The sequence below is a fragment of the Paraburkholderia solisilvae genome (genome assembly GCF_902859875.1).
Taxonomy (GTDB): domain Bacteria; phylum Pseudomonadota; class Gammaproteobacteria; order Burkholderiales; family Burkholderiaceae; genus Paraburkholderia; species Paraburkholderia solisilvae.
Genome location: NZ_CADIKF010000064.1, coordinates 1 through 21,133, shown reverse-complemented (window position 1 = coordinate 21,133; position 21,133 = coordinate 1). Strand labels below are relative to the sequence as shown.

At 63.9% G+C, this 21,133-nt stretch carries 18 protein-coding genes; 2 read left to right on the top strand and 16 right to left on the bottom strand.

Going from position 1 to position 21,133, the window contains the following annotated elements; all coding sequences use genetic code 11:
• Positions 1-47: 47 nt before the first annotated feature.
• From HV675_RS28055 to HV675_RS28035, 5 genes are all read right to left on the bottom strand, one after another.
• Positions 48-3,242, bottom strand: coding sequence for an efflux RND transporter permease subunit (locus tag HV675_RS28055; RefSeq protein WP_175114739.1), 3,195 nt, complete (start codon positions 3,240-3,242; stop codon positions 48-50).
• Positions 3,243-3,393: 151 nt separating this feature from the next.
• Positions 3,394-3,921 (bottom strand): c-type cytochrome, encoded by a 528-nt coding sequence (locus tag HV675_RS28050; RefSeq protein WP_175114721.1) that lies wholly within the window; start codon positions 3,919-3,921, stop codon positions 3,394-3,396.
• A gap of 402 nt (positions 3,922-4,323) precedes the next feature.
• Positions 4,324-5,418, bottom strand: a complete 1,095-nt coding sequence (locus HV675_RS28045; protein ID WP_217478282.1) for an alpha/beta hydrolase family protein — start codon at positions 5,416-5,418, stop codon at positions 4,324-4,326.
• Positions 5,419-5,503: 85 nt separating this feature from the next.
• Entirely contained in the window at positions 5,504-6,856 is a 1,353-nt protein-coding gene (locus HV675_RS28040) for an MFS transporter (protein ID WP_175114720.1), read from the bottom strand.
• Positions 6,857-6,943: 87 nt separating this feature from the next.
• Complete coding sequence (locus tag HV675_RS28035; protein ID WP_175114719.1) at positions 6,944-8,059, bottom strand: NADH:flavin oxidoreductase/NADH oxidase; 1,116 nt, start codon at positions 8,057-8,059, stop codon at positions 6,944-6,946.
• 335 nt (positions 8,060-8,394) lie between these two features.
• Here HV675_RS28035 and HV675_RS28030 point away from each other — a divergent pair, with 335 nt between their 5' ends.
• Positions 8,395-9,321 (top strand): LysR family transcriptional regulator, encoded by a 927-nt coding sequence (locus HV675_RS28030; protein ID WP_246270598.1) that lies wholly within the window; start codon positions 8,395-8,397, stop codon positions 9,319-9,321.
• Here HV675_RS28030 and HV675_RS28025 read toward each other — a convergent pair.
• Positions 9,311-10,126 (bottom strand): alpha/beta fold hydrolase, encoded by an 816-nt coding sequence (locus HV675_RS28025; RefSeq protein WP_175114718.1) that lies wholly within the window; start codon positions 10,124-10,126, stop codon positions 9,311-9,313. The genes HV675_RS28030 and HV675_RS28025 overlap by 11 nt on opposite strands.
• A 227-nt stretch (positions 10,127-10,353) precedes the next feature.
• Between HV675_RS28025 and HV675_RS28020 the strand changes: the two genes are divergently transcribed.
• Positions 10,354-11,910 (top strand): alpha/beta hydrolase family protein, encoded by a 1,557-nt coding sequence (locus HV675_RS28020; protein WP_175114717.1) that lies wholly within the window; start codon positions 10,354-10,356, stop codon positions 11,908-11,910.
• A 37-nt stretch (positions 11,911-11,947) separates the two neighbouring features.
• Here HV675_RS28020 and HV675_RS28015 read toward each other — a convergent pair whose 3' ends face one another.
• The 10 genes from HV675_RS28015 to HV675_RS27970 all read right to left on the bottom strand — a co-directional run.
• Positions 11,948-12,601, bottom strand: coding sequence for a peroxiredoxin (locus tag HV675_RS28015; RefSeq protein ID WP_175114716.1), 654 nt, complete (start codon positions 12,599-12,601; stop codon positions 11,948-11,950).
• Between the two features lie 315 nt (positions 12,602-12,916).
• Positions 12,917-13,786: an oxidoreductase gene (locus tag HV675_RS28010; protein ID WP_175114715.1), complete on the bottom strand. Its 870-nt coding sequence runs from the start codon at positions 13,784-13,786 to the stop codon at positions 12,917-12,919.
• Positions 13,787-14,084: 298 nt separating this feature from the next.
• On the bottom strand, positions 14,085-14,375 hold the full coding sequence (locus tag HV675_RS28005; RefSeq protein WP_175114714.1) for a hypothetical protein: 291 nt from the start codon (positions 14,373-14,375) through the stop codon (positions 14,085-14,087).
• Complete coding sequence (locus HV675_RS28000; protein ID WP_175114713.1) at positions 14,372-14,854, bottom strand: DUF2778 domain-containing protein; 483 nt, start codon at positions 14,852-14,854, stop codon at positions 14,372-14,374. The genes HV675_RS28005 and HV675_RS28000 overlap by 4 nt, the downstream gene beginning before the upstream one ends.
• Positions 14,855-14,866: 12 nt before the next feature.
• On the bottom strand, positions 14,867-15,010 hold the full coding sequence (locus HV675_RS27995; RefSeq protein ID WP_175114712.1) for a hypothetical protein: 144 nt from the start codon (positions 15,008-15,010) through the stop codon (positions 14,867-14,869).
• A 179-nt stretch (positions 15,011-15,189) separates the two neighbouring features.
• The gene (locus HV675_RS27990) at positions 15,190-16,470 is read right to left on the bottom strand and encodes a c-type cytochrome (RefSeq protein WP_175114711.1); all 1,281 of its coding nucleotides are present in this window, start codon (positions 16,468-16,470) and stop codon (positions 15,190-15,192) included.
• Between the two features lie 113 nt (positions 16,471-16,583).
• Positions 16,584-18,818, bottom strand: coding sequence for a xanthine dehydrogenase family protein molybdopterin-binding subunit (locus HV675_RS27985; RefSeq protein ID WP_175114710.1), 2,235 nt, complete (start codon positions 18,816-18,818; stop codon positions 16,584-16,586).
• Position 18,819: 1 nt separating this feature from the next.
• On the bottom strand, positions 18,820-19,275 hold the full coding sequence (locus HV675_RS27980) for a (2Fe-2S)-binding protein (RefSeq protein WP_175114709.1): 456 nt from the start codon (positions 19,273-19,275) through the stop codon (positions 18,820-18,822).
• 435 nt (positions 19,276-19,710) lie between these two features.
• A complete protein-coding gene (locus HV675_RS27975; RefSeq protein WP_246270596.1) occupies positions 19,711-19,905 on the bottom strand; it encodes a hypothetical protein in 195 nt (64 codons plus the stop codon).
• Positions 19,906-20,318: 413 nt separating this feature from the next.
• A partial coding sequence (locus HV675_RS27970; RefSeq protein WP_175114707.1) for an EAL domain-containing protein occupies positions 20,319-21,133 on the bottom strand: 815 nt, incomplete at its 5' end.

Below are 21,133 nucleotides of genomic sequence, written 5' to 3'. Positions count from 1 at the left end.
GCGAGGACGCATGGCGAGCACGCGCGGCGGCTCGGCTCATACTTCGGTCATGCATGCGCTGAAGATGCGCGGTTGGCGGCGCGCGCCGCAGCGCGCTTCGCGAGCCAGCCATGCACCATGCCGAATACGACCGGCACGAAGATCAATGTCGACAGCGTGCCGGCTGCAAGGCCGCCAATCACCGCGCGGCCGAGCGGCGCGTTCTGCTCGCCGCCGTCGCCGAGGCCCAGCGCCATCGGCAGCATGCCGATCAGCATCGCGAGCGCGGTCATCAGCACCGGGCGAAAGCGGCTGAACCCGGCATCGAGCGCGGCGGCAAGCGGCTCCGCACCCGCCGCGAGGTATTCGCGCGCGGTGTTGATCACGAGAATGCTGTTCGCGGTGGCGATGCCGATGCACAGGATCGTGCCGGTCAGCGCGGGCACGCTCAATGTCGTATGGGTGGCGAACAGCATCCACGCAATGCCTGCAAGCGACGCCGGCAGGCCGCTCACGATGATCAACGGGTCGACCCACGACTGGAAATTCACCACCATCAGCAGGTAGACCAGCACGATCGCGAATGCCAGTCCGAAGCCCAGCCCGGTGAACGATTCGTTCATCGACTGCACCTGGCCGCGCACGACGATCGACGAACCGGGCGGCAACTGCGCACGCGCGTCGTCGACGAGTGTCGACACATCCGACGCGACGCCGCCCAGATCGCGCCCTTGCGCGGATGCGAAGATATCGAGCACCGGCTGCACGTTGTAGTGCGATACGACCGCCTGCTGCGTGCCGCGCGACATCGTGCCGAGTGTGCCGAGCAGATTCTGCGGATTCGTTTTGGGCGCGAGCGTCGTGATCGGGATATTCGCGAGCGTCTGCAGCGAATGGATGTCGTATTGCGGCACTTCGGCCATCAGCGGGTAGCTGACGCCGTTCTTTGGATTGAGCCAGAAATTCGGCGTCGTCTGCGAGCTGCCGGACAGCGCGATCAGCAGGTTCTGCGCGACGTCGCGCTGCAGCAGCCCCGCTTGCATCGCTTTCGTGCGATCGACGTCGACATTGATCGCCGGTTCGTCGCCGGGCTGCTGGATACGCGCATCGACGAGACCGCGCACGCCGCGCAGCTTCGTCAGCAGCGTATTGGCGACCGCGCGGTTCGCATCCAGCTTGTTGCCGACGATCTGCACGTCGATCGGCGCGGGCAAGCCGAAGTTCAGGATCTGGCTGACGATATCCGCCGGCAGAAACGCGAACGTCACGCCGGGAAATGCCGCGTTCAGCACATTGCGCAACTGCGCGACATATCGGGCGGTCGGCGGGTGGCCGGGCTTCAGCGCGATCAGGATGTCCGCATCCGCCGAGCCGATCGGCTCCGACGCGTCGTAAGTCAGGTTGATGCCGCTCACCGGCACGCCGATGTTATCGAGTATCGAGCCCTGCTCGGACGGCGGAATCACCGTGCGGATTTTCGCTTCGACCGCATCGGTGATGCGCGCCGTTTCCTCGATGCGCGTGCCGGTCGGTGCGCGCAGATGCAGGCGGATTTCGCCGGTGTCGACGGCTGGAAAGAAATCGCGGCCGATAAACGGCACCAGTGCGAGCGAGCCGACGCACAGCAGCAGAAACAGCGGAATAAAGCGGTAGCGCTGCGCAAGCGCCTGCTCGAGCGCGCCGTGATAGCGCTCGCGCAGCCGTTCGAAACGCCGCTCGAACGCCGCCTGGAAACGCGCGAACAACGCGAAGCGGCCTCGCGGAACACCGCTCTCGTCTTTCCGGCGCGCCCGCATCAGGTACATCGCGAGGGTGGGAATCAGCGTGCGCGAGAAAAAGTACGACGCGCACATCGCGAACACCACCGCTTCCGCAAGCGGTACGAACAGATAGCGCGCGACGCCCGACAGCAGGAACATCGGCACGAACACGATGCAGATCGACAGCGTCGACACGAAGGTCGGCACCGCGATTTCGCCGGAGCCGTTCAGAATCGCGTCGTGCAGCGGCTCGCCGTTCTCCAGATGATGCGTGATGTTCTCGATCGCAACCGTTGCGTCGTCCACCAGTATGCCGACCGCGAGCGCGAGGCCGCCGAGCGTCATGATGTTGATCGTCTCGCCGAGCACCGACAGCGCGATCAGCGAGGTCAGCACGGCAAGCGGAATCGACACCGCGATGATCAGCGTTGCGCGCCAGCTGCCGAGAAACAGAAGGATCATCGCGGCGGTCAGGCAGGCGGCGATCGCCGCCTCGCGCACCACGCCGGTGATCGCCGATTTCACGAACACCGACTGGTCGGAGAGCGGCGTGATTTTCAGCGCGCTCGGCAGACCGGCGGCAATCTTCGGCAGCATCGACTTGACCTGCTGGATGATGGTCAGCGTCGACGCGCTGCCGTTCTTCTCGATTTCGAGCAGCGCCGCGCGCTTGCCGTCGCTGCGCACAATATTGGTTTGCGGCGCGTAGCCGTCGATCACATGTGCGACGTCGCGCACGTACACGACGCCGCCCTGCACGGTCTTGATCGGCAGATTGTTCAACGCGGCGATCGTATCGGTGCTGCCGTTCATCTCGACGTTGTACTCGCGCGTGCCGATTTTCGCGGTGCCGCCCGGCAGGATCAGGTTCTGCGCGTTGACCGCATTGACGACGTCGAGCGGCGCGAGGCCCTTCGCCTGCAGCGCGGCCGGATCGAGCTCGACCATCACCTGACGGATCTTGCCGCCGAACGGCAGCGGCACCGCCGCGCCCTGCACGGTCGCGAGCTGCGTGCGGATAAAGCTGTTGCCGAGGTCGTATAGCGATTGTTCCGGCAACGTGTCGCTCGACAGACCCAGTTCGAGCACCGGCACCGTCGATGCGTTGTACGTGATGATGTTCGGCGGCAGCGTGCCCGGCGGCAACAGACGCAACAGCGACTCCGAGTTCGACGACGCCTGCGCCACTGCGCGATTGATATCCGCGCCCGGATGGAAAAACACCTTGACCACTGCGACGCCATTCAGCGACTGCGATTCGATATGCTCGATATCGTCGACGTCGGTCGTCAGCGCGCGTTCGTAGATCGACGTGATGCGCTGCGCCATGTCCTGCGCGGAAAAGCCGTTGAACGACCAGACGATGCTGACTACCGGCACATTGATATTCGGAAAGATATCGGTCGGCGTGCGCAGAATCGCGAGCGGCCCCATGATAAAAAGCAGCACGGCCAGCACGATGAACGTGTACGGGCGCTTGAGCGCGAGCTTGACGATCCACATGGCTGCGGTTTCCTCGGCGTTGAGCGGCAGGCGCTCGTGAGCCGCGTGCAGCGGCAACAAAAGCGTTCGTGGTGCGTGGCAGTGAGCGCGGCAGCGGACGACCCGTTACCGCATCGATGACGAGTCTCTTTCCGGCGCGGCGCTGTGCCGGTCAGTTCGCTCGCTGGAGCGAGTCGTAGCGGTCTTTCGTGATGCCGCGCCCGTCATACAGAAAGGCCGCGAGTTGCCAGATCGTCGCGTCGGACTGCGTCTTGCCGAACGACGGCATCGCCGTCATGTTCACGCCGTGCTTGATCACCCAGAACATCAACGCCGGGTTGTTGCGGCGGCTGGCCTCCAGCAGATGCGGCGCGGCCGGCGCAATGCCCTGTCCGACGGGGCTGAGCGGTTTGCCCGGCGCGCCGTGACACAGCGCACAGGTCGAGTCGTACAGACGCGCGCCCGCGCGAATGTTTTCGAGCGACATCAGATCCGCGGGCGGCAGGTCCTTGCCGCCGTAATGATGCAGCGATGCTTCATAGGTCCGGTGCAGCATCCACGCGACGACCGGATTGTCCGGCGCATTGCCCGACACGTCATAGACGCCGGAGTAGATGAACGCGCAGGCCGCCGCAACGGACAGCGCGAGCAATGCGGCGGCCGTCATGGCGATGGTTGCGATTCGGGTACGAATTGACATGCTGATGGGCACCTGGATGCGTGGACCTTTTGACGGATGACGCGGCGGCCGGATGCTCGAGACGCTTATGTCGTTCCGCTTACATGACTCGATAGTAACGAGCGAGGGTTTGCGCTCCGCCGTCGCGCGGATTACCGTTTTGTTATCTTCGAATGAAATGGGTCGGCGCGATGTCGGCAGATAACGCGCGCTTTTCAAATAGCACGTGGGTAGCGCGCCGTGCGGCGGGTCGGCGTGAAGGACTGCGGACCGTGGTGGCGATGACCAGCGCGTATTCGATCTCGACGCGCAAGGCTCCGGACGCGCGGCTGACGGCGCCGCGCCTGGAAGAAGCCTGGAAGAAGCTGGGATGCCGGGAAGCCGGGACGAACGCTTCGCGCGCCGCGCCCGGCCGCCGAAAGCTTAATGCACGGCGCCGAGCTGTGCTTCGAAGAACGTGCGCGCCGCGTCGATCGTCAACCGGTGGACTTCGTCCTGATCGCTGATCTGCTTGCAGGGAGGCAGCGTTGCGCGGCCCAGCTCCGTGCAGGTTGCAAGAAAATCGGTGTGCGTCACACCGTCGAATCGCGTCAGCGCAGCGTGCGGAATCAGCCGCGCCGCAACTACGCCGTTCGTCATCGGCGGTGCGACGGTATCCGCGTCGCCGAGCACGATTTGCACCGGTGTCTGCAGCGCCTCGAGACTCGCCGGCTGCAGCGCCTGCACGATGGCCGGCGCCATCAGGAAGGCCGCACGCACATGGCCGATGGTGTGGTCATCGCCCGCACGCGCGAAGGCGGCGCGAATCTCCGGACGCTCGAGTTCGCGCGCGTACTGCTGCTGCGTCACGGCGAATTCGGGTTGCGGCAGGCACACCGCGTCGTCCGGATGCGCCTGACAGAACTGCTCGAAGCGCGCCGGCTGCACCCGCGCACCCGCCGCCACCAGCGATGTATATCCGCCCGCGGAAAAGCCGGCCACCCCGAGTCGCGACACATCGACATGCGGCCCGACGAGCGGGTCTCGCGCAATCGCATCGAGCGCCACGCGCAAGTCCTCCGCGCGATCCCACGACAGCAGCGCACCGGGCACGGTCATCGGCTCGGCGCCGTTGTTGCCGGGATGATCGACCGCGACGACGATATAGCCGTCGCGCGCGAGCGCAATGCCGAACCAGCCCATCATGCGCGCACTGCCGCCAAAACCATGCGAAAGCAGAATCACCGGACGCCGCGCACCGCTTGCGAACGACGCATCCGGCGCATCGGAGCCGACGTTGAATAACGGTTTGTCGGGCGGACCGATTACGACCGGCTGCTCGACGGCATCCGCACTGGCCGGATACCAGACCGTAATGCGCAGTCTCGGTCGATGCTGCGCATCGCGCAGGCTCGCGGTCGGATCGCTCGCAACACGGTGAAGTTCACCGACCGGCGCGGCGCACGCCGCGGCTGACATGGCAACCGCCACCGCACACTGCAGCACAAACGCGGCGCTGTTGAAAAGCCTGGTGCGCATCGTGTCTCCTTGTACTTGTTGTAAGGATGACCTCGATCATCGCCGCGCCGCGGATTTCGTGCAACGTTTCGCCGTGTTTCCGGGTTCAGTCCGGCATGCCCTGCCCGCGCGTTTCGGGCAGGAACCACGGCAGCACGATACCGAGCGCATACACCGAGCCGAGCGCGAGCGCCGCTTGCGGCACACCGCCGAACGACTTGATCATGCTGCCCGCGATGATCGGGAAAATCCACGCGATCAGACGCGCCGCATTGAACACGAAGCTGATCGCCGTCGAGCGCACGGTGCTCGTGAACAGCTCGCACGGATAGATTGCCATCCAGACGTACGCGCAGCCGAGCGTAAAGAAACCGTTGATCGGCGCGACCACCATCATCGCGCCGACGCTCGCCGTGAGCTTGTAGGTGATCACCGTCGTGACGAGCGCGCCGGCGAAGCTCAGCGAGAGAAAAGTCTTGCGGCCGATCGCGTCGATGATAAAGCCCGCCACCAGATACGCGGCGATCGCGCCGACCGTATACACGATCGACACTTTCGAGCCCCACGACAGCGGATCGGCCATGCCTTCCGCTTTCGCGATCGCCACGGTATAAGTGGGCAGCCAGCTCGAGATCGCCCACCAGCCGACTGTCGTGACGATGGACAGCACGAGCAGAATCACCGTGCGCCGCGCAGCTTCACGTTCGATAAAGAGTTGCGCGAGCGTAAACGGCCGCTTGCCGTCGCGTGCCGCGGCGCTCGCCGCCGGTTGCGCGGTGGTCGCATTCCAGCGTTTCTCGCGCACCGCACGCTGCCATTTCTCCGATTCGTTCACATTGCGCCGGATATACAGCACGAACAGCGCGGGCACCGCGCCGAGCACGAACATCAAACGCCAGCTTTCGGCGCCAAGCGGGTGCAGCGTGGACATCGCATACCAGACCACCGCGGCGGTCAGCGTGCCCCAGCCGAAACCCGATTGCAGAAAGCCCGCGCCTTTTGCGCGCGCCTCTTCGGGCCAGGTCTCGGACAACAACGCAATGCCGGTGCTCCATTCGCTGCCCATCGCGAGGCCGGTCAGAAACCGCAGCGCGCACAAGGTCCAGACCGTATCGGAGAGCGCGGTGAAACCGGAGAACAGCGCGTACAGCAGCACCGACCACAGCATCATCCGCTTGCGCCCGACGTAGTCCGCGAGAATGCCGCCGACGAGGCCGCCGATACCCCAGCCCAGCAGCGTGATGCCGATCACGAGGCCCGCGTAGATGGTCGGCGACGCGGCCTGCGCCGGCGTCAGCACGGAATGCAACATCGGCCCGAGCACGACGACGAGCACCAGCGCTTCGTAACCGTCGAAGATCCAGCCGAGAAAGCTGGCGCGCAGTACGCGCCAGTGCATCGACGTCAGACCGTCGTACCAGCGGCCGCGTGCGCCGACTGCAACCTGTCCTTGTTCCATCTGCGTGTCTCCTTCGTTGTGTCCCGTCGATGCGGCCGCCGGTCGTGCGCCGGCGTGCCGCCACACCACTCTACGCAAACTTCCGCGTCAACGCTGGCCGAACGTCGCGCCGCTGAATACCTTGCTCACGCCGCGCGGTTCGCTGCGCCAGTATTGCGGCGGCGCGGTCACGCTCGCGCCGAGCTGCGCGGCCGCGTGCCACGGCCAGCGCGGATCCCACAGCACCGCACGGGCGAGCGCGATCATATCGGCTTCGCCATGGCGAATCGCCTCGTCCGCCGCGGCTGCGTCTGTCACGAGGCCGACGCCCATCGTCGGCACGCCGGTCGCCTCGCGCACCGCCTTCGCGAACGGCAACTGGTAATGCGGGCCAAGCGGAATTTTCTGCGCCGGCGACAGGCCGCCCGTCGATACGTCGAGCCAGTCGCAGCCGCGTTGCTTGAGCCGCTGCGCCAGCTCGATCGTCTCGTCGAGATTCCAGCCGCCGTCGATCCAGTCGGTTGCCGACACGCGCACGCCGAGCGGTTTGTCCGCGGGCCATGCGGCGCGCACCGCATCGAATACTTCGAGCGGATAGCGCAGCCGGTTGTCGAGCGAGCCGCCGTATTCGTCGGTTCGCTGGTTCGAGAGCGGCGACAGGAACTGGTGCAGCAGATAGCCGTGTGCGAGGTGTAATTCGATTGCGCTAAGGCCGATGCGCGCCGCGCGCCGCGCGCTCGCCACAAACGCATCGCGAATGCGCTGCAGGCCGGCGTGATCAAGCGCCGACGGCGACGCTTCGCCGTCGCGCAACGCGATCGCCGACGGCGCACACGTCTGCCAGCCGCCGTCCTGCGCGGCGATCAGCGTGCCGCCGCGCCACGGCGGTTCGCTCGATGCCTTGCGTCCCGCGTGATTCAACTGCATGCCGATCGGCATGTCGCTGAACGCGCGCACTTCGTCGAGCACACGCGCGAGCGCGGTCTCGTGCTCGTCCGTGTAGAGCCCGAGGCAAAACGGCGTGATGCGGCCGATAGGCTCGACCGCGGTCGCTTCGAGCAGCATCATCGCCGCGCCGCTCAACGACAGGTTGCCGATATGCGTGCGATGCCACGCGCTCGCCGCGCCGTCGATCGCGCTGTACTGGCACATCGGGCTGATGACGATGCGGTTCTCGAGTTCGAGCGAGCCGAGCTTCAAAGGGGAAAAAAGTGTTGCGCTCATGGATGCGGTTGACTCCAGGGATAACGGTTCAGGCGGGCGGCGCTTGCCGTGACATGCGTGCCGGCGCAGATGACCTGCCGTGCCGCGCGCCAATGTCGGGTCCGGTCTGGTGGCCGGGCGCGCCAGACGATGGCGCGCCGCCGCGCTTGACGGACCGGCATCGCCGGCAGCCGCCTTGGTGTCCGCATAGAATGCGGGTTTCAGCCCGTCTTGAGAATTTCTGATTATTCAGCGCAGACATCTCGAATCGTGATGGCTCGATTACGACCGAAGAAGAACCACCGTTCTCCCGCCACCATCAGACCAAGGGAAAACCCGCATACATGAGGGACATCATGCGTGTCACCGAAAGCCGTCCGCTGCGCTTCGACATCGAATCGCTGCGGATTTTCGTCGCCGTGATCGAAGAAGGCAGCATCGCGGCGGCGTCGGGCAGAATGCATCTGGTCGCGTCGGCGGTCAGCAAGCGCGTGTCGGACCTCGAAGCCGATGCCGGTACGCCGTTGCTGTACCGGCATAGCCGCGGCGTGCAGGCGACGCCCGCCGGTGAAGCGCTCTACCATCACGCGAAGCGGCTCATCGAGCACCTGCAGCAGATTTCCGACGAGTTGTCCGAGTACTCGCAGGGCTTGCGCGGCCATGCGCGCATCTACGTGAATTTCACCGCGATGGTGTTGTATCTGCCGGCCGCGCTGCATTCGTTTCTGCGCGTCAATCCGCAAGTGCGCGTCGATATGGTCGAGAAAACCAGCGATGAAGTCGTGCACGCCATCGCAAGCGGCGTCGCCGATCTCGGCATTTGCGCGGCCACGCCGGCGTCGCTCGGCGATTTGCAGGTGCGCCCGTACAAGCTCGACAAACTGGTGCTGATCGTGCCTCAGGCGCATCGCTTCGCCGGGCGCGCGACGATCGCTTTCAACGACGCGCTGGATGAAGACATCGTCTCCATGCCATACGGCACGTCGATTCCGAAGCTGTGCCGCGCCGCCGCCGAGCGCGCGGGCCGGCGCCTGCGCGTGCGCATCGAGGTGACGAGCTTTGAAGGCGTGCGCAACATGGTCGGCGCGGGCCTCGGCGTCGGTGTGCTGCCTGAAGCCAGCGTGCTGCCGTATGTCGAATCGGCGGCGATTCGCGTCCTCGGGCTCGACGACGCATGGGCGCTGCGGCCGCTGGTGATCGTCGCACGCAACTTCGATACGCTGCCGATGCCGGCACGCATCCTCGTCGATCATCTGCAAAAGGATGCGGCGCTTACGCGTTGATCCGCGCGAGAAACGCCTGCACCGCGCGGTTGAACTGCGCGGGCCGTTGCAACGGCGCGAAATGACTGACGCCTTCCAGTAACATCCACTGCGCGCCCGGGATGGTGCGTGCGAGATATTGCGCGTGCTCGCGCCGGATGAATTCGTCGTGCTCGCTTTGCACGATCGTGACCGGCACGCGAATCTGTGCAAGCTGCTCTGCGCTGCAATTGGGTTCGGTCTTTTGCATCGTGCTCACCGCGGCGACGAATGCGTCGAACTGGTCCGGCGTCGCCGACAGTTGCGCATAGTCCTTCACGTGGCGTGCAAAGCAACGGTCGATGACCGGCGTCGCTTCGAAGCGTTTCGCGCCACTCGGGTCCATATTGCAGCCAAAATAAAACGCGCCGGCGACGCGTTCGGGCGACTGCATCGCAAGCATCAACGCGGTACACGCACCGTCGCTCCAGCCAATCAGCGCGGCGCGCTCGATTTGCAATTCATCCATTACCGCGCGCACGTCGGATGCCATCAGCTCGTAGCTGTACGGCCGCGCGTCGCGTGTGCTGCGGCCGTGCCCTCGGCTATCGATCGTCACGACGTAGTGACCGTCGCCGACCAGCGCCGGCACCTGATGCCCCCAGTTGCCGCTGTGTCCGAGACCGCCGTGCAACAGCACGACCGGCACGCGGTTGCCGCGTGCGCCGCAAGCCGCATGCCAGATCTGCGCGCCATCGTGTTCGGTCACGCCTTCATGTCGATTGGCGGGCAACGGCGGCGCACCCACCGCGGCGAACTGCGCGAGATCGTCGTCGAAAGGTTCCATGCCGAGCGGCTCTCCTCGTTGTATGTATTGCGCGGTGCGCGCGACGTGGCAAGCGCGTCGCGCGCACCGCCATTGTCTGTTCGATTTTCCGGCAATCGTTAAGGAATTCCCGTCAGTTGCCAGTGTTATGCCAGGTGGTGTGCGCCGCCGTCATCGTTGCACGGCAGCGAACGTCGTGCACCTTCGTGCACGGTCGCGGAATAGGTCTTTAACGGGAGTGTCATGCAATGAAACGACTTTACACGATGATCCGCAGCGTAGCCGCCCTCGGCGCGCTGCTTGGCGCGGGTTGCGCCGGCGCACAGTCGATGGCGTCCGCGCCGGCGAGCGCCGCTGCCCCCACTTCCGCGTCGATACACCTCGAAATACCCGGACTGCCGTCCGGCCCCCCCGTCGCCACACAGACGCTGTCGCCCGCGGCATTGACTACGCTGCTGCAAACCAGGTCGCCGCTGCTGCTGCAACTGGCCGGCACGCCGAAGTGCACGATCAGTATCTCTTCGCTCGGCTATTACACGGTCGACGGGCGCGGCAAGCCGACGACCGCGGCCACCGCGGTGATGCAACCGTCCGGCCCCGGCTGCACGGGCTCCCATCCGGTCGCGCTGTACGCGCACGGCACCTCGGCGGACCGGAATTACGATCTGACCAACCTGAACGGCGACATCAACGGCGACGACGACGCGCTCACCGCAGCGGCCATCTTCGCCGCGCAAGGCTATGACGTCGTGTTGCCGAACTATGCGGGCTATGCCGGCTCGTCGCTGAACTATGCGCCGTTCCTCAACGCGAATCAGCAGGCGGCGGACATGATCAACGCACTGCGCGCGGCGCGTCTCGCGTTCCCATCCATTTTGCTCGACGGCCTGCTCAACAAACTGTTCGTCACCGGTTACTCACAGGGCGGATATGTTGCGATGGCCACCTATCGGGCAATGCAGCCGCTGACGCTCGAATTCCATCCGGTAGCACTGGCGACCGGTAACGGACCTTATGCACTGTCGCATATGGCCGACGAGGAAATCGACGGCAGGCCCAGCGGCGGCTCGCCGGTGCTGTTCGATCTGGTCGTCAACAGCTGGCAACAATCGTACGGCAACGTCTATCCGTCGCCGACCGAGGTGTTCGCGCCGCAATACGCGGCAACCGCGCCCGGCCTGTTACCCGGCACCGTGCCGGAGACCACGCTGTTCGCCGAGAACGCGATACCCGCGACTGCATTGTTCCAGACCGGTTCGTTGCCGGGACCCAATCTGACGGATCCGGATACCGCGGTGGTCGTGCAAGCGGGCTTCGCTTCGGCTAACTTCTTTCTGAACACGAGCTTTCGCGAGCATCTCGTCGCGGACGTCGCGGCCAATCCGTGCAGCAACCCGACGACCGGTCAGCCCATCGCCAACTGCGCGCCGACGACGGGTTTCCGCCAGGATGCACTGCGCAACGATCTGCTCAATTTCAAGCCGGCCGTACCGCTGCAAATGTGCGGAGCGCATTCGGACAGCACCGTGTACTTCGACAACACGCAGATCGCCGCGCAGTTCTTCGAGCAGGAAGGCGTGCCGGCGTCGCGGCTCACGGTAGTCGACGTCGATCCGGGCAATGCGGCGCCGGCCGGCCCGTTCGCGGCACTGCAAGCCGCGTTCGCAGCCGCCCGCGCGCAAGTGGCGGCAGAGCTCGGCAATTCGCCGACCGGCCAGCTCGAGTTGTCCGAGGACATCCACGATCTTGCGGAGGCGCCCTGCGTGGTCGCCGCGCGCACCTTCTTTCAAGGCATGATGAAGTAAACATGCTGCGCGCGGCGTGCGATGACGTCGCGCCCGGCTATTTCGGCTGCTGGACGTAACGCAGGTAGGGCTTCAGTGTCTTGAAGCCCTGCGGATACTTCTTCTTCGCGTCGTCATCCGATACCGAAGTCGGGATGATCACGTCGTCACCCAGCTTCCAGTTGACGGGCGTCGCGACCGCATGCTTCGCGTTCAGCTGCAGCGAATCGAGCAGCCGCATCACTTCGTCGAAGTTGCGGCCTGCGCTCATCGGATAGACAAGCATCGCCTTGACCTTCCTGTCCGGGCCGATCAGAAATACCGAGCGCACGGTCGCGTTATCCGCCGCGGTGCGCGTGCCACCGCTCGCGTTCGGATGAATCATGTCGTACAGCTTCGCAACCTTCAGGTCGGAGTCGCCGATCATCGGATAGTTGACCGCGTGACCCTGAGTCTCCTCGATATCCTTGACCCATTTCTGATGGTCGCTCACCGGGTCGATGCTCAGGCCGATGATTTTCGTATTGCGCCTGTCGAACTCGGGCTTGAGTCCGGCCATATAGCCGAGCTCGGTGGTGCAGACCGGGGTGAAATCTTTTGGATGCGAAAACAGGATCGCCCACTTGTCGCCGATCCATTCATGAAACCGGATCGTCCCTTCGGTCGTTTCAGCGGTGAAATCGGGCGCTTCTTCTCCTAGACGAATCGACATGTTCAGCCTCCTCGATGAGTTAAGTGCGTCGTGATGGTCTCGCCGCGTGCGCCGTCGGCGCATGCGGCTGCTTGCATTGTAGTCAGCGTTGCGGCAACGATTCGATATTCCGTCGAGCGTTTTTAGCCAATTTGCGCGCGCGCAGCGATGCGTGGGCGGACAAGCAAGCCATCGCTTTACTTCGTATGAAACGATCGCGGCAGTACCGCGCATATTGCGGCAATGCAGCGAGGCGGGATGGTCATTCGATGTCGTCTGAATGAACCACCCCGCCTCGCCATTTCATTGCGCAGCCGCGCTCTCACGTGGCGCGCTTCAGGCGATATCCGTCGATACCGCAAGCGCGCGCCATGTTTCGAGCTCCTGTTCGACGTGGCGGTTCTTCGCGTTGATCCGCGCCACCGTGTCCGAGCCGAGCGGCAGACGCACCGGCGGATTCGCGCTGTCGACAAGCTTGAGCATCGCCGCCGCGAGCTTTTGCGGATCGCCCGGCTGCGCGTGATTCGCGCCTGCGGCAACGTCGCGCGTGACGCCGACCGTCTCCGCGTAGTCGGCGATCTGCTGCTTCGTCGACACCAGCGAGTTGTCGTTCAGGAAGTCGGTCCGGAAAAAGCCGGGTTCGACCACTGTCGCGTGTACGTTGAGCGGCGCCAGTTCGGCCGCGAGCGCTTCGGTCAGACCTTCGACTGCAAACTTCGTCGCGCCGTACACACCCCAGCCCTGATACGCGGAATAGCCGCCGATCGACGAAATGTTGATCACATGTCCGCTCTTTTGCTTGCGCATTTGCGGAAGCACCGCACGCGTGACCGTCAACAGGCCGAACACATTCGTGTTGAATACAGCCTTGACTTCATTGTCGCTCGCTTCTTCGACCGCGCCGAGCAACCCGTAACCGGCATTGTTCAACAGCACGTCGATACGCGAAAAGCGCGCGATTGCCACTTCGACCGCCTGTGCCGCTTCGGCTTCGTTGGTCACATCGAGTTTGACTGCCAGCAGATTCGGATGATCGCCAAGCTGTTCGACGACCGTCTGCGGATTGCGCGCGGTTGCGACCACGCGGTCGCCCCGCTGCAACGCATCGCGTGCGATCAGCGCACCGAAACCGCGCGATGCGCCCGTAATGAACCAGACCTTGCCTGCATTCGCTTGAGACGTTGCTTGTGACATTGCGTTTGACATGATTCGCTCCTCTGAAGATTAAGGCTTCGTGCCGCCGCTGGATCACTATCGAGTGGCGCGAAGCGGATGACACGAATACTAGGAGCGCGCGAGTATTTGAACTAGGCAGAACCGGTTTGAATGATTTTCAACCTGTGGTTGTTAATTGGTTTGCATAACGACGGCGGTTATGCGCGGTCAACGATGAGTATGGAAGGGTGTCGGGGTGGGAATGCGACGCAAGGGAACTTCGCGCGTTGCGGTGGCTGGAGGAAACGTTTGTTCCTCATGGCGTCGGCAACGCGCCACCCGTACAGGCTTAAGTTTGTGCCTTGGGGCGCCCCCTGAAGCGTCGCACTGTGAAGACCATCAGCCACAGCACCAGGCCGGTCAGTGTCCACGAGATCGAGGCAACAATCACGGTCGCCATGTTTTCAGCGTCCTCCGGGTTGTATTCCCGTCCGAGGCCAGTAACGCGTATAGCGAACATGGTCGAATCGTGAAGCCAGTCAGGCATTGGCGCAGGCCATTGAAGATAGACGTTCGCGAGCGATCTTCCGATGAGGAACGTGAGCAGGATGAAAACCCCGATGCGTATTGCCCGTTTCATCGGACTTCCACGATTCCGTAGGCGTTGTCGTTCGTCCCCGGCACAGGAAGGTCAGGTGGCCGTGAACGCAGATAGCGTTCAAGCCTGTCGAACTCAGTGCCTGACACCACGGTAATACATCCTTCGCTGACTCTTAAACGGCCCTCCGGGTGCAGCCGGAAGTCACCTCGTTTCACACCGTTGATAAACGTCGCGTCACCTGAACGCTCATTCCAGAGCATGAACCACCTGGAGCGGTCGGATGTATAAGGGTTATAGGACGAAACCAGGTCATGGAACCATCCCAGACGCCCACCGGAATGCCTGTCGATCAGATAGTATCTTCCCGGTGGAATTGGCCCGATCTTTTCGATAGCCACCGCCCGTGGATTGTCACGCCCATCCTTTTGCCCTGAGTAGGCTGTCACGCCACCAAAGCCCGAGCAATAGAGTGTGGAAGTCGGCTCGTTGTTCAGCCTGAATGTGCACTGTACCGGCATGGTCGGGCCTCGTCACGCAGCGCGCCATGCATCGGCAAACAGCAGATTGCCTTCGTAGTCGTTCCAGTTCCATGCGATTTCGCCGTGTCGCGGTTCGGGTACACGGATCAGCGTGTCTTCATCATCGGTAAGCCAAAGGTGCAGGTGTGTGCCCATCGCGACTTCTCTCCTGTGTGAAAAAGGCCGAAATCAGTTCGGCCGATTTTTAGCAGGTCGCTTCGAGTCACACGTAAAAATCTGTCGCAGCCTGTCGTGTATTTCTATTTTTCAGGCGTACCGCATGCCACTACGATAAAGACTTCGAAGGTCCATGCTTCGAAAGACGCACCTTTCTCTCACGGCGCGCGCGTTGCGCTTCTGACCTTCTTCACCGCCTGCGCGCTGACCGCGGGCGCCTGGTTGTTCCAGCTGCCGCGCACGAAGGTCAGCGCGTCCGCGATCTGCTGATCGGTCAGCGTCGCGTGATACTTCGGCATCGGATACGGCGCCGGCACACCGCCGATCACAAGCGGGCCCGTACCGTTCAACGTCACGTTGATCAGCGATACCGGGTCCGGCTCGAGCACGTTCGGGTTGCCGGCCAGCGGCGCAAGCCACGGCGCCGCGCCATTGCCATCCGCACCGTGACAATGCATGCAGAACGTCGCATAGGTATGCGCACCGGGGTTGCCGGGCAGCCCGGTCAGCATCACGCGCGCGCCGTCAGGATGCGGCATGTATGGCGGCCCATCGTTGCTGCGCCCGCCCGGCAGCGACTTGAGATAGCGCGCAATCGCACGTGTGTCGGCGTCGCTCAGCATCTGCGTGCTGTAGTTGATCACGTCCGTCATCGAGCCGAACGCGGTCGCGTGCGCGTTGGCGCCGGTGCGCAGGAACGTGTTCAGGTCATCCTCGCTCCAGCGTCCGAGTCCCGTGTTGTGATTGCCGGTCAGGTTCGAGGCGAACCAGTTCTCGAGCGGCGCGCCCGTCAGAAACGCCCGCCCGCTCTGGTCGAGCGCCTGCTCCTGAAAGCCGATGCCGCGTGGCGTATGGCACGCGCCGCAATGGCCGAGGCCCTGCACGAGGTATGCGCCGCGGTTCCACTGGGCGTCCTTGTCCGCTTTCTGCTCGTAACGCGTGTTGTCGAGAAAGACGACATTCCAGAGCTTCAGCGGCCAGCGCATATTGAGCGGCCACGGAATATCCGTCGCGCGATTCGCCTGCTTCACGGGCGTCACGCCTTGCATGAAATACGCGTAGAGCGCCTTCATATCGACGTCGCTGACCTTCGCGTATGACGGATAAGGCATCGCCGGATAGAGCGCGTGACCGTCCGGTGCGACGCCCTCGCGCACCGCGCGTTTGAAATCCTCTTCGCTGTAGCGGCCGATGCCGGTATCCGTATCCGGTGTGATGTTGGTCGAATAGATGCGGCCCATCGGCGTCGTCATCGGCAGGCCGCCGGCAAACGGCTTGCCGCGCGGCGTGGAGTGGCACGCGAAACAGTCGCCCGCCTTCGCGAGATATTCACCGCGCGCGACCAGCGCCGCGTCGGCGCCTTGCGCCGCGCATGCGGCCGATGCGCCGCCGCACAATGCGATGGCCGTCAATGCGCGACGCAACATACGGCTCGGCATGTCGCTTTGTACGCGAATGCGAATCCAAAGGCGAACACGCAGACGCGGGCGCCGGCGGCTGACCCAAACATGCGGCGGCAGAACGGAAAGATGCGATTTCACTCTGACTCTCCTCATGCCGTCTGACCGGAGTGCAGCTGATCGCCGACCGGCAACCGCCGGATGCGCGTGCCGGTCGCCGCGAAAATCGCATTCGTGATGGCCGGGATAACCGCCGACGTGCCGGGTTCGCCGATACCGCCTGGGTCTTCGTCGCTCCTGACAATGATGGTTTGAATGCGCGGCGCCTCGTTGATCCGCATCACCCGGTAGTCGGTGAAATTGGTCTGTTCGACGCGGCCGTCCTTCAGGGTAATTTCGCCCCACAACGTCGCGGTGATGCCGAAAATCGCGCCGCCTTCCACCTGCGCCTCGATCGTGTTCGGGTTCACCACGTGTCCGCAATCGACCGCGCACACCACACGCTCGACGCGCACGTCGCCGTCCTTCACGTCGACGTCGGCGATCATGCAGAAGAAGCTGCCGAACGCGTGCATCACCGATACGCCGCGCCCCTTGCCTTGCGGCAGCGCCGTGCCCCAGCCGGCCGCGCGCGCCGCGACATCGAGCACATTGCGGGCACGCGGCGTGTTGCCCAGCAGCGCGCGCCGGTATTCGACCGGGTCCGCCTTCGCCTGATGCGCAAGCTCGTCGACGAAACTCTCGACGACGAACGTGCCACGCGTCGGACCGACGCCGCGCCAGAATGCGGTCGGAATGCCACGCGGTTCCTGACGCACATAGTCGATCCGTTGCGAATGAATCGCATACGGCAGCGCCGCAGCCACCTCTATCACGTCCGGATCGATGCCCTTCTGGAACCACGCCGGAAACCAGCGCGCGACAATCGACGAACCGGCAATCCGATGCGTCCACGCGACCGGCTTGCCGTTCGCATCGAGCCCCGCGGCCACGCGATCGTAGTAGCACGGACGGAACATGTCGTGCTGGATGTCCTCCTCGCGGCTCCACATCACCTTGACGGGTCCATCCACCTGCTTGCCGATCGCGACCGCCTGCGCGGCGACGTCCGATTCGAGCCGGCGGCCGAATCCGCCGCCGATCAGAAAGTTGTGCACGACGATTTTTTCGGCGGGCAGCCCGGTCACCTTGACGGCCACGTCGACGACGCGCGTCGGCACCTGGGTGCCGATCCAGATTTCGCATTGATCGCCGCTCACATGCACGGTGCAGTTCATCGGCTCCATCGTTGCGTGCGCAAGGAACGGCTGCTGATAAACGGCATCCAGCTTTTGCGCGGCGGCCTTGAAGCCGGCATCGACGTCGCCGTCCGTGCGCGCGGCAGCGCCGGGCTGCTCCGAAGCGCGCCGCAAGTCGTCGAACAGCATCGCGCTCGTCAGGTGTGCATTCGCGCCTTCGTGCCATTCGATAACGAGCGCGCTCGCGCCGCGTTTCGCGGCCCATGTATGGTCGGCGACGACCGCCACCGCATTGTCGAGCTTGACGACCTGACGCACGCCCGGCTGGGCGAGCGCGACCCGATCGTCGACGCGCGCGAGCTTGCCGCCGATCACCGGGCAATGGACGACCATCGCGACGCGCATGCCCGGCATCTGCACGTCGATGCCGAAGCGCGCAACGCCATTCACCTTTTCCGGCGAATCGAGCCGTTTGCGCGGCGTGCCGATCAGCGTGAACGCCTGCGGCTTTTTCAGTGTGACGGTTTTCAGCAGATTGGCATCGACCGGCAGCGCGGCCGCATGCGGCGCGAGTTCGCCGTAACCGAGCGTGCGCCCGCTCGCGGTATGCGTGACCGTCGCGTTGCGCGCCACGCAACTGGCCGGGTCGACCTGCCACTGCTGCGCCGCGGCGCTGATGAGCAGCATGCGTGCAGCCGCGCCGGCGCGCCGCATCGGTTCCCACATCGCGCGAATCGATAGCGAACCGCCAGTCGCCTGCTGGCCGAGCAGCGCGTCGGCGTAGAGCTTCGCATCGGGCGGCGCGTGTTCGACCTTCACACGCTCGAGCGGCACTTCGAGTTCTTCCGCAAGCAGCATCGGGATCGACGTGTAGACGCCCTGCCCCATTTCGACCTTCGATACGACAAGCGCGACGTTGCCGTCCGGGTCGATGCGGATAAACGCGTTGGGTGCGAATTCGCCAGGTGGGATCTGCAGCGAGCCGTCGCCGGCGATCACGCTGGCCGGCGCGGGGCCGCCATCGCTGCGCGCATTGAAACTGACGCCGAGCAGCAGGCCGCCGCTGGCCGCGATGCCGACACTCAAGCCCGCGCGCAGAAAATCCCGCCGGCTGACCACGCGCTCCATGCTATGCGGCGTGACACGCATGTCACGCTCCCTGCGCGGCGCGTTTGATCGCCGCGCGAATCCGCACGTAAGTGCCGCAGCGGCAGATATTGCCCGCCATCGCCGCGTCGATATCCGCGTCGCTCGGCGCGGCATGCGCGGCAAGCAGGGCGGCCGCCGACATGATCTGGCCGGACTGGCAATAGCCGCATTGCACCACGTCGAGATCGAGCCATGCCTGCTGCACCTTGCGGCCCGCCGGCGTAGCGCCGATCGCTTCGATGGTGATCACCTTGCGCGGGCCGACCGCGGCGACGGGCGTCACACATGAGCGTACCGGCTGGCCGTCGAGATGAACCGTGCATGCGCCGCACTGCGCGATTCCGCAGCCGAACTTCGTGCCGGTCAGGCCCACGAGATCGCGCAGCACCCACAACAGCGGCATTTCAGGCGTCGCGTCGACCTGCTGATCTTGTCCGTTGACGTTGATGGCGAACATCTTAGCTCCCGCGTTCGGTGAAGCGCGTTGCATTGAGTTCAGGTGGCGCGCGTCGGGACGGGGAATGGCGAGGGCGCGGCGCCGGCATCGACAAGCTGGATCTTCTATCGGGCAAGGCGCCGCTGCTTTCCGATTCGAACGAATCGTTTTGCAATCCGTCATACCGATGACCGTTGCGCCTGAAACCTTACGACATGATAGGCGGGCAACGCGTGGTCGGCTAAGAAGAAAAATGGCGAGTGGGTACGGATAGGCGGCACGTGATGCGCTTTGCTATATCCGGCATCGAGTGTCGCCAGTGTCGAAGGCTCGGCCTGAGTGGCTTGCCTCCATGCGCACGATACTGGCAGGCGCGATGAATCTATGCATTCCCAACGATCGGACCGGCAGGTTCGCGAGAAGATGAACGGAGCATCATCGCGAAACCCGCCCTGTTCACTTTGCGTTCTGCCGCTTGTGAACCGGTTCCTCGCTATAGAATTCGTGCTGCTCCGACTCACTGAGGTTGTTCAGAATACTCACCGTCTTTTCGTTGATGAGGTTCTCAACCGTGTTCGTGATCGTATTGCCATAGTGGCTGGCCAGTCGTTCGAGATTGCGCTTCGTCGATATCCGGACAAAAACGGACAACCGTTCGCTTCCTCCTCCCGGCCCTAGATGGCGCTGCCGGTACCTGCGTTGTTTTTCGGAGTTAGATAATCCCATTGCGTCATTTCCACGGTCGTTCCGTCTTGAATCCGTTCCTGCCGGATGCCCAGTTCTCGCTTCAATGGATATCGGCCGTAACCCAATCGGCATTTAGGGTGGGGCCGAAGTTATGCGGTAACCGGCTCAACCGAAAATCGACGGATTGTATGGCAGAGCCGCCTCCAGAGCGGCTCTGCGTCGGGTCGCGGGCCATTGCGGCCGCGCGCCGGGGTTCCGTCACGTTTCGCCTGGGTGGGCGCTGCTTCGTGTGAGGCAGCGGGATGAGTGGGGTGGCCCTTATGCAATCACAACTCATATAGGCCACTTTCTTTCAAAACTCATACATCAAGACGCGCTCAGTGCGACTGAAACGCGTGCATATAGCGGGGCGGCGAATCCTCTTTCCGATGGCGCATCTGCTCATCGAAGAATGTCGAAAAACGGGAGGCCGAGATCGCTTTACCGAGGTAGAAACCTTGCGCAAGATCGATATGCGCGCGCCCGACCGCATGGAACTGGCTGACACCTTCGACGCCGTCGACGACGACCGCGAGGTTCAAGCGTCGCCCCGCACTCGCCATCTCCTGCAACTGATGGGCGCGCGCGCCCTCTTCCAGTCCCATCACGTCGCGATCGACCTTCATGAATGCGCAGCCCGCACGCGCGACGGATTCAAGCTTGTCGGACACCGAGCGCACATGCGATACGCCGACGCGGATTTTGTCAGTGCGCAACTTCGCAATCGAGGACTGTACTTCGGATAGATCGTCGATGGGCAACTGCAACACGACGTGAGTCTTCTCCGCCAGCTGATTCGCCATCCTGAGCAATTTATCGGTTGCGTCGCCCGAGTCCAGCAACGACGCCGGCACGTCGACGATCAGATACAGCGAATCGCTATGATCGAGCTCCGCGAGTTCCGCGGCAGCCGTCTCGAACACATGGTTGAGTATCTGCTCCGCAACCGGACTGCGGTCGAGCTGCTCCATATACCAGTCCGCGCCGCGAATGCCGTGCACCGGATTGCGCCAGCGCAGCATCACTTCGAGGCCCACGCACTTTTGCGTGCGGGTATAGAAGACCGGCTGATACTCGAGATGGAATTCGTTGCGCCGCAGGCCGCGCCGCGCGGCGCGCGCGAGCGTCGCGCGCGGGCTGAACCAGCGCGCGC

Bases quoted from the DNA above. Each gene is read 5' to 3' on its own strand.
- HV675_RS28050 (WP_175114721.1), bottom strand. From the start codon at position 3,921: ATGTCAATTCGTACCCGAATCGCAACCATCGCCATGACGGCCGCCGCA.
- HV675_RS27980 (WP_175114709.1), bottom strand. From the start codon at position 19,275: ATGTTCGCCATCAACGTCAACGGACAAGATCAGCAGGTCGACGCGACG.
- HV675_RS28025 (WP_175114718.1), bottom strand. From the start codon at position 10,126: ATGGAACCTTTCGACGACGATCTCGCGCAGTTCGCCGCGGTGGGTGCG.
- HV675_RS28040 (WP_175114720.1), bottom strand. From the start codon at position 6,856: ATGGAACAAGGACAGGTTGCAGTCGGCGCACGCGGCCGCTGGTACGAC.
- HV675_RS28005 (WP_175114714.1), bottom strand. From the start codon at position 14,375: ATGAAACGGGCAATACGCATCGGGGTTTTCATCCTGCTCACGTTCCTC.
- HV675_RS28020 (WP_175114717.1), top strand. From the start codon at position 10,354: ATGAAACGACTTTACACGATGATCCGCAGCGTAGCCGCCCTCGGCGCG.
- HV675_RS27995 (WP_175114712.1), bottom strand. From the start codon at position 15,010: ATGGGCACACACCTGCACCTTTGGCTTACCGATGATGAAGACACGCTG.
- HV675_RS28045 (WP_217478282.1), bottom strand. From the start codon at position 5,418: ATGCGCACCAGGCTTTTCAACAGCGCCGCGTTTGTGCTGCAGTGTGCG.
- HV675_RS28030 (WP_246270598.1), top strand. From the start codon at position 8,395: ATGCGTGTCACCGAAAGCCGTCCGCTGCGCTTCGACATCGAATCGCTG.
- HV675_RS28010 (WP_175114715.1), bottom strand. From the start codon at position 13,786: ATGTCAAACGCAATGTCACAAGCAACGTCTCAAGCGAATGCAGGCAAG.
- HV675_RS28035 (WP_175114719.1), bottom strand. From the start codon at position 8,059: ATGAGCGCAACACTTTTTTCCCCTTTGAAGCTCGGCTCGCTCGAACTC.
- HV675_RS28015 (WP_175114716.1), bottom strand. From the start codon at position 12,601: ATGTCGATTCGTCTAGGAGAAGAAGCGCCCGATTTCACCGCTGAAACG.
- HV675_RS28000 (WP_175114713.1), bottom strand. From the start codon at position 14,854: ATGCCGGTACAGTGCACATTCAGGCTGAACAACGAGCCGACTTCCACA.
- HV675_RS27990 (WP_175114711.1), bottom strand. From the start codon at position 16,470: ATGCCGAGCCGTATGTTGCGTCGCGCATTGACGGCCATCGCATTGTGC.
- HV675_RS28055 (WP_175114739.1), bottom strand. From the start codon at position 3,242: ATGTGGATCGTCAAGCTCGCGCTCAAGCGCCCGTACACGTTCATCGTG.
- HV675_RS27985 (WP_175114710.1), bottom strand. From the start codon at position 18,818: ATGCGTGTCACGCCGCATAGCATGGAGCGCGTGGTCAGCCGGCGGGAT.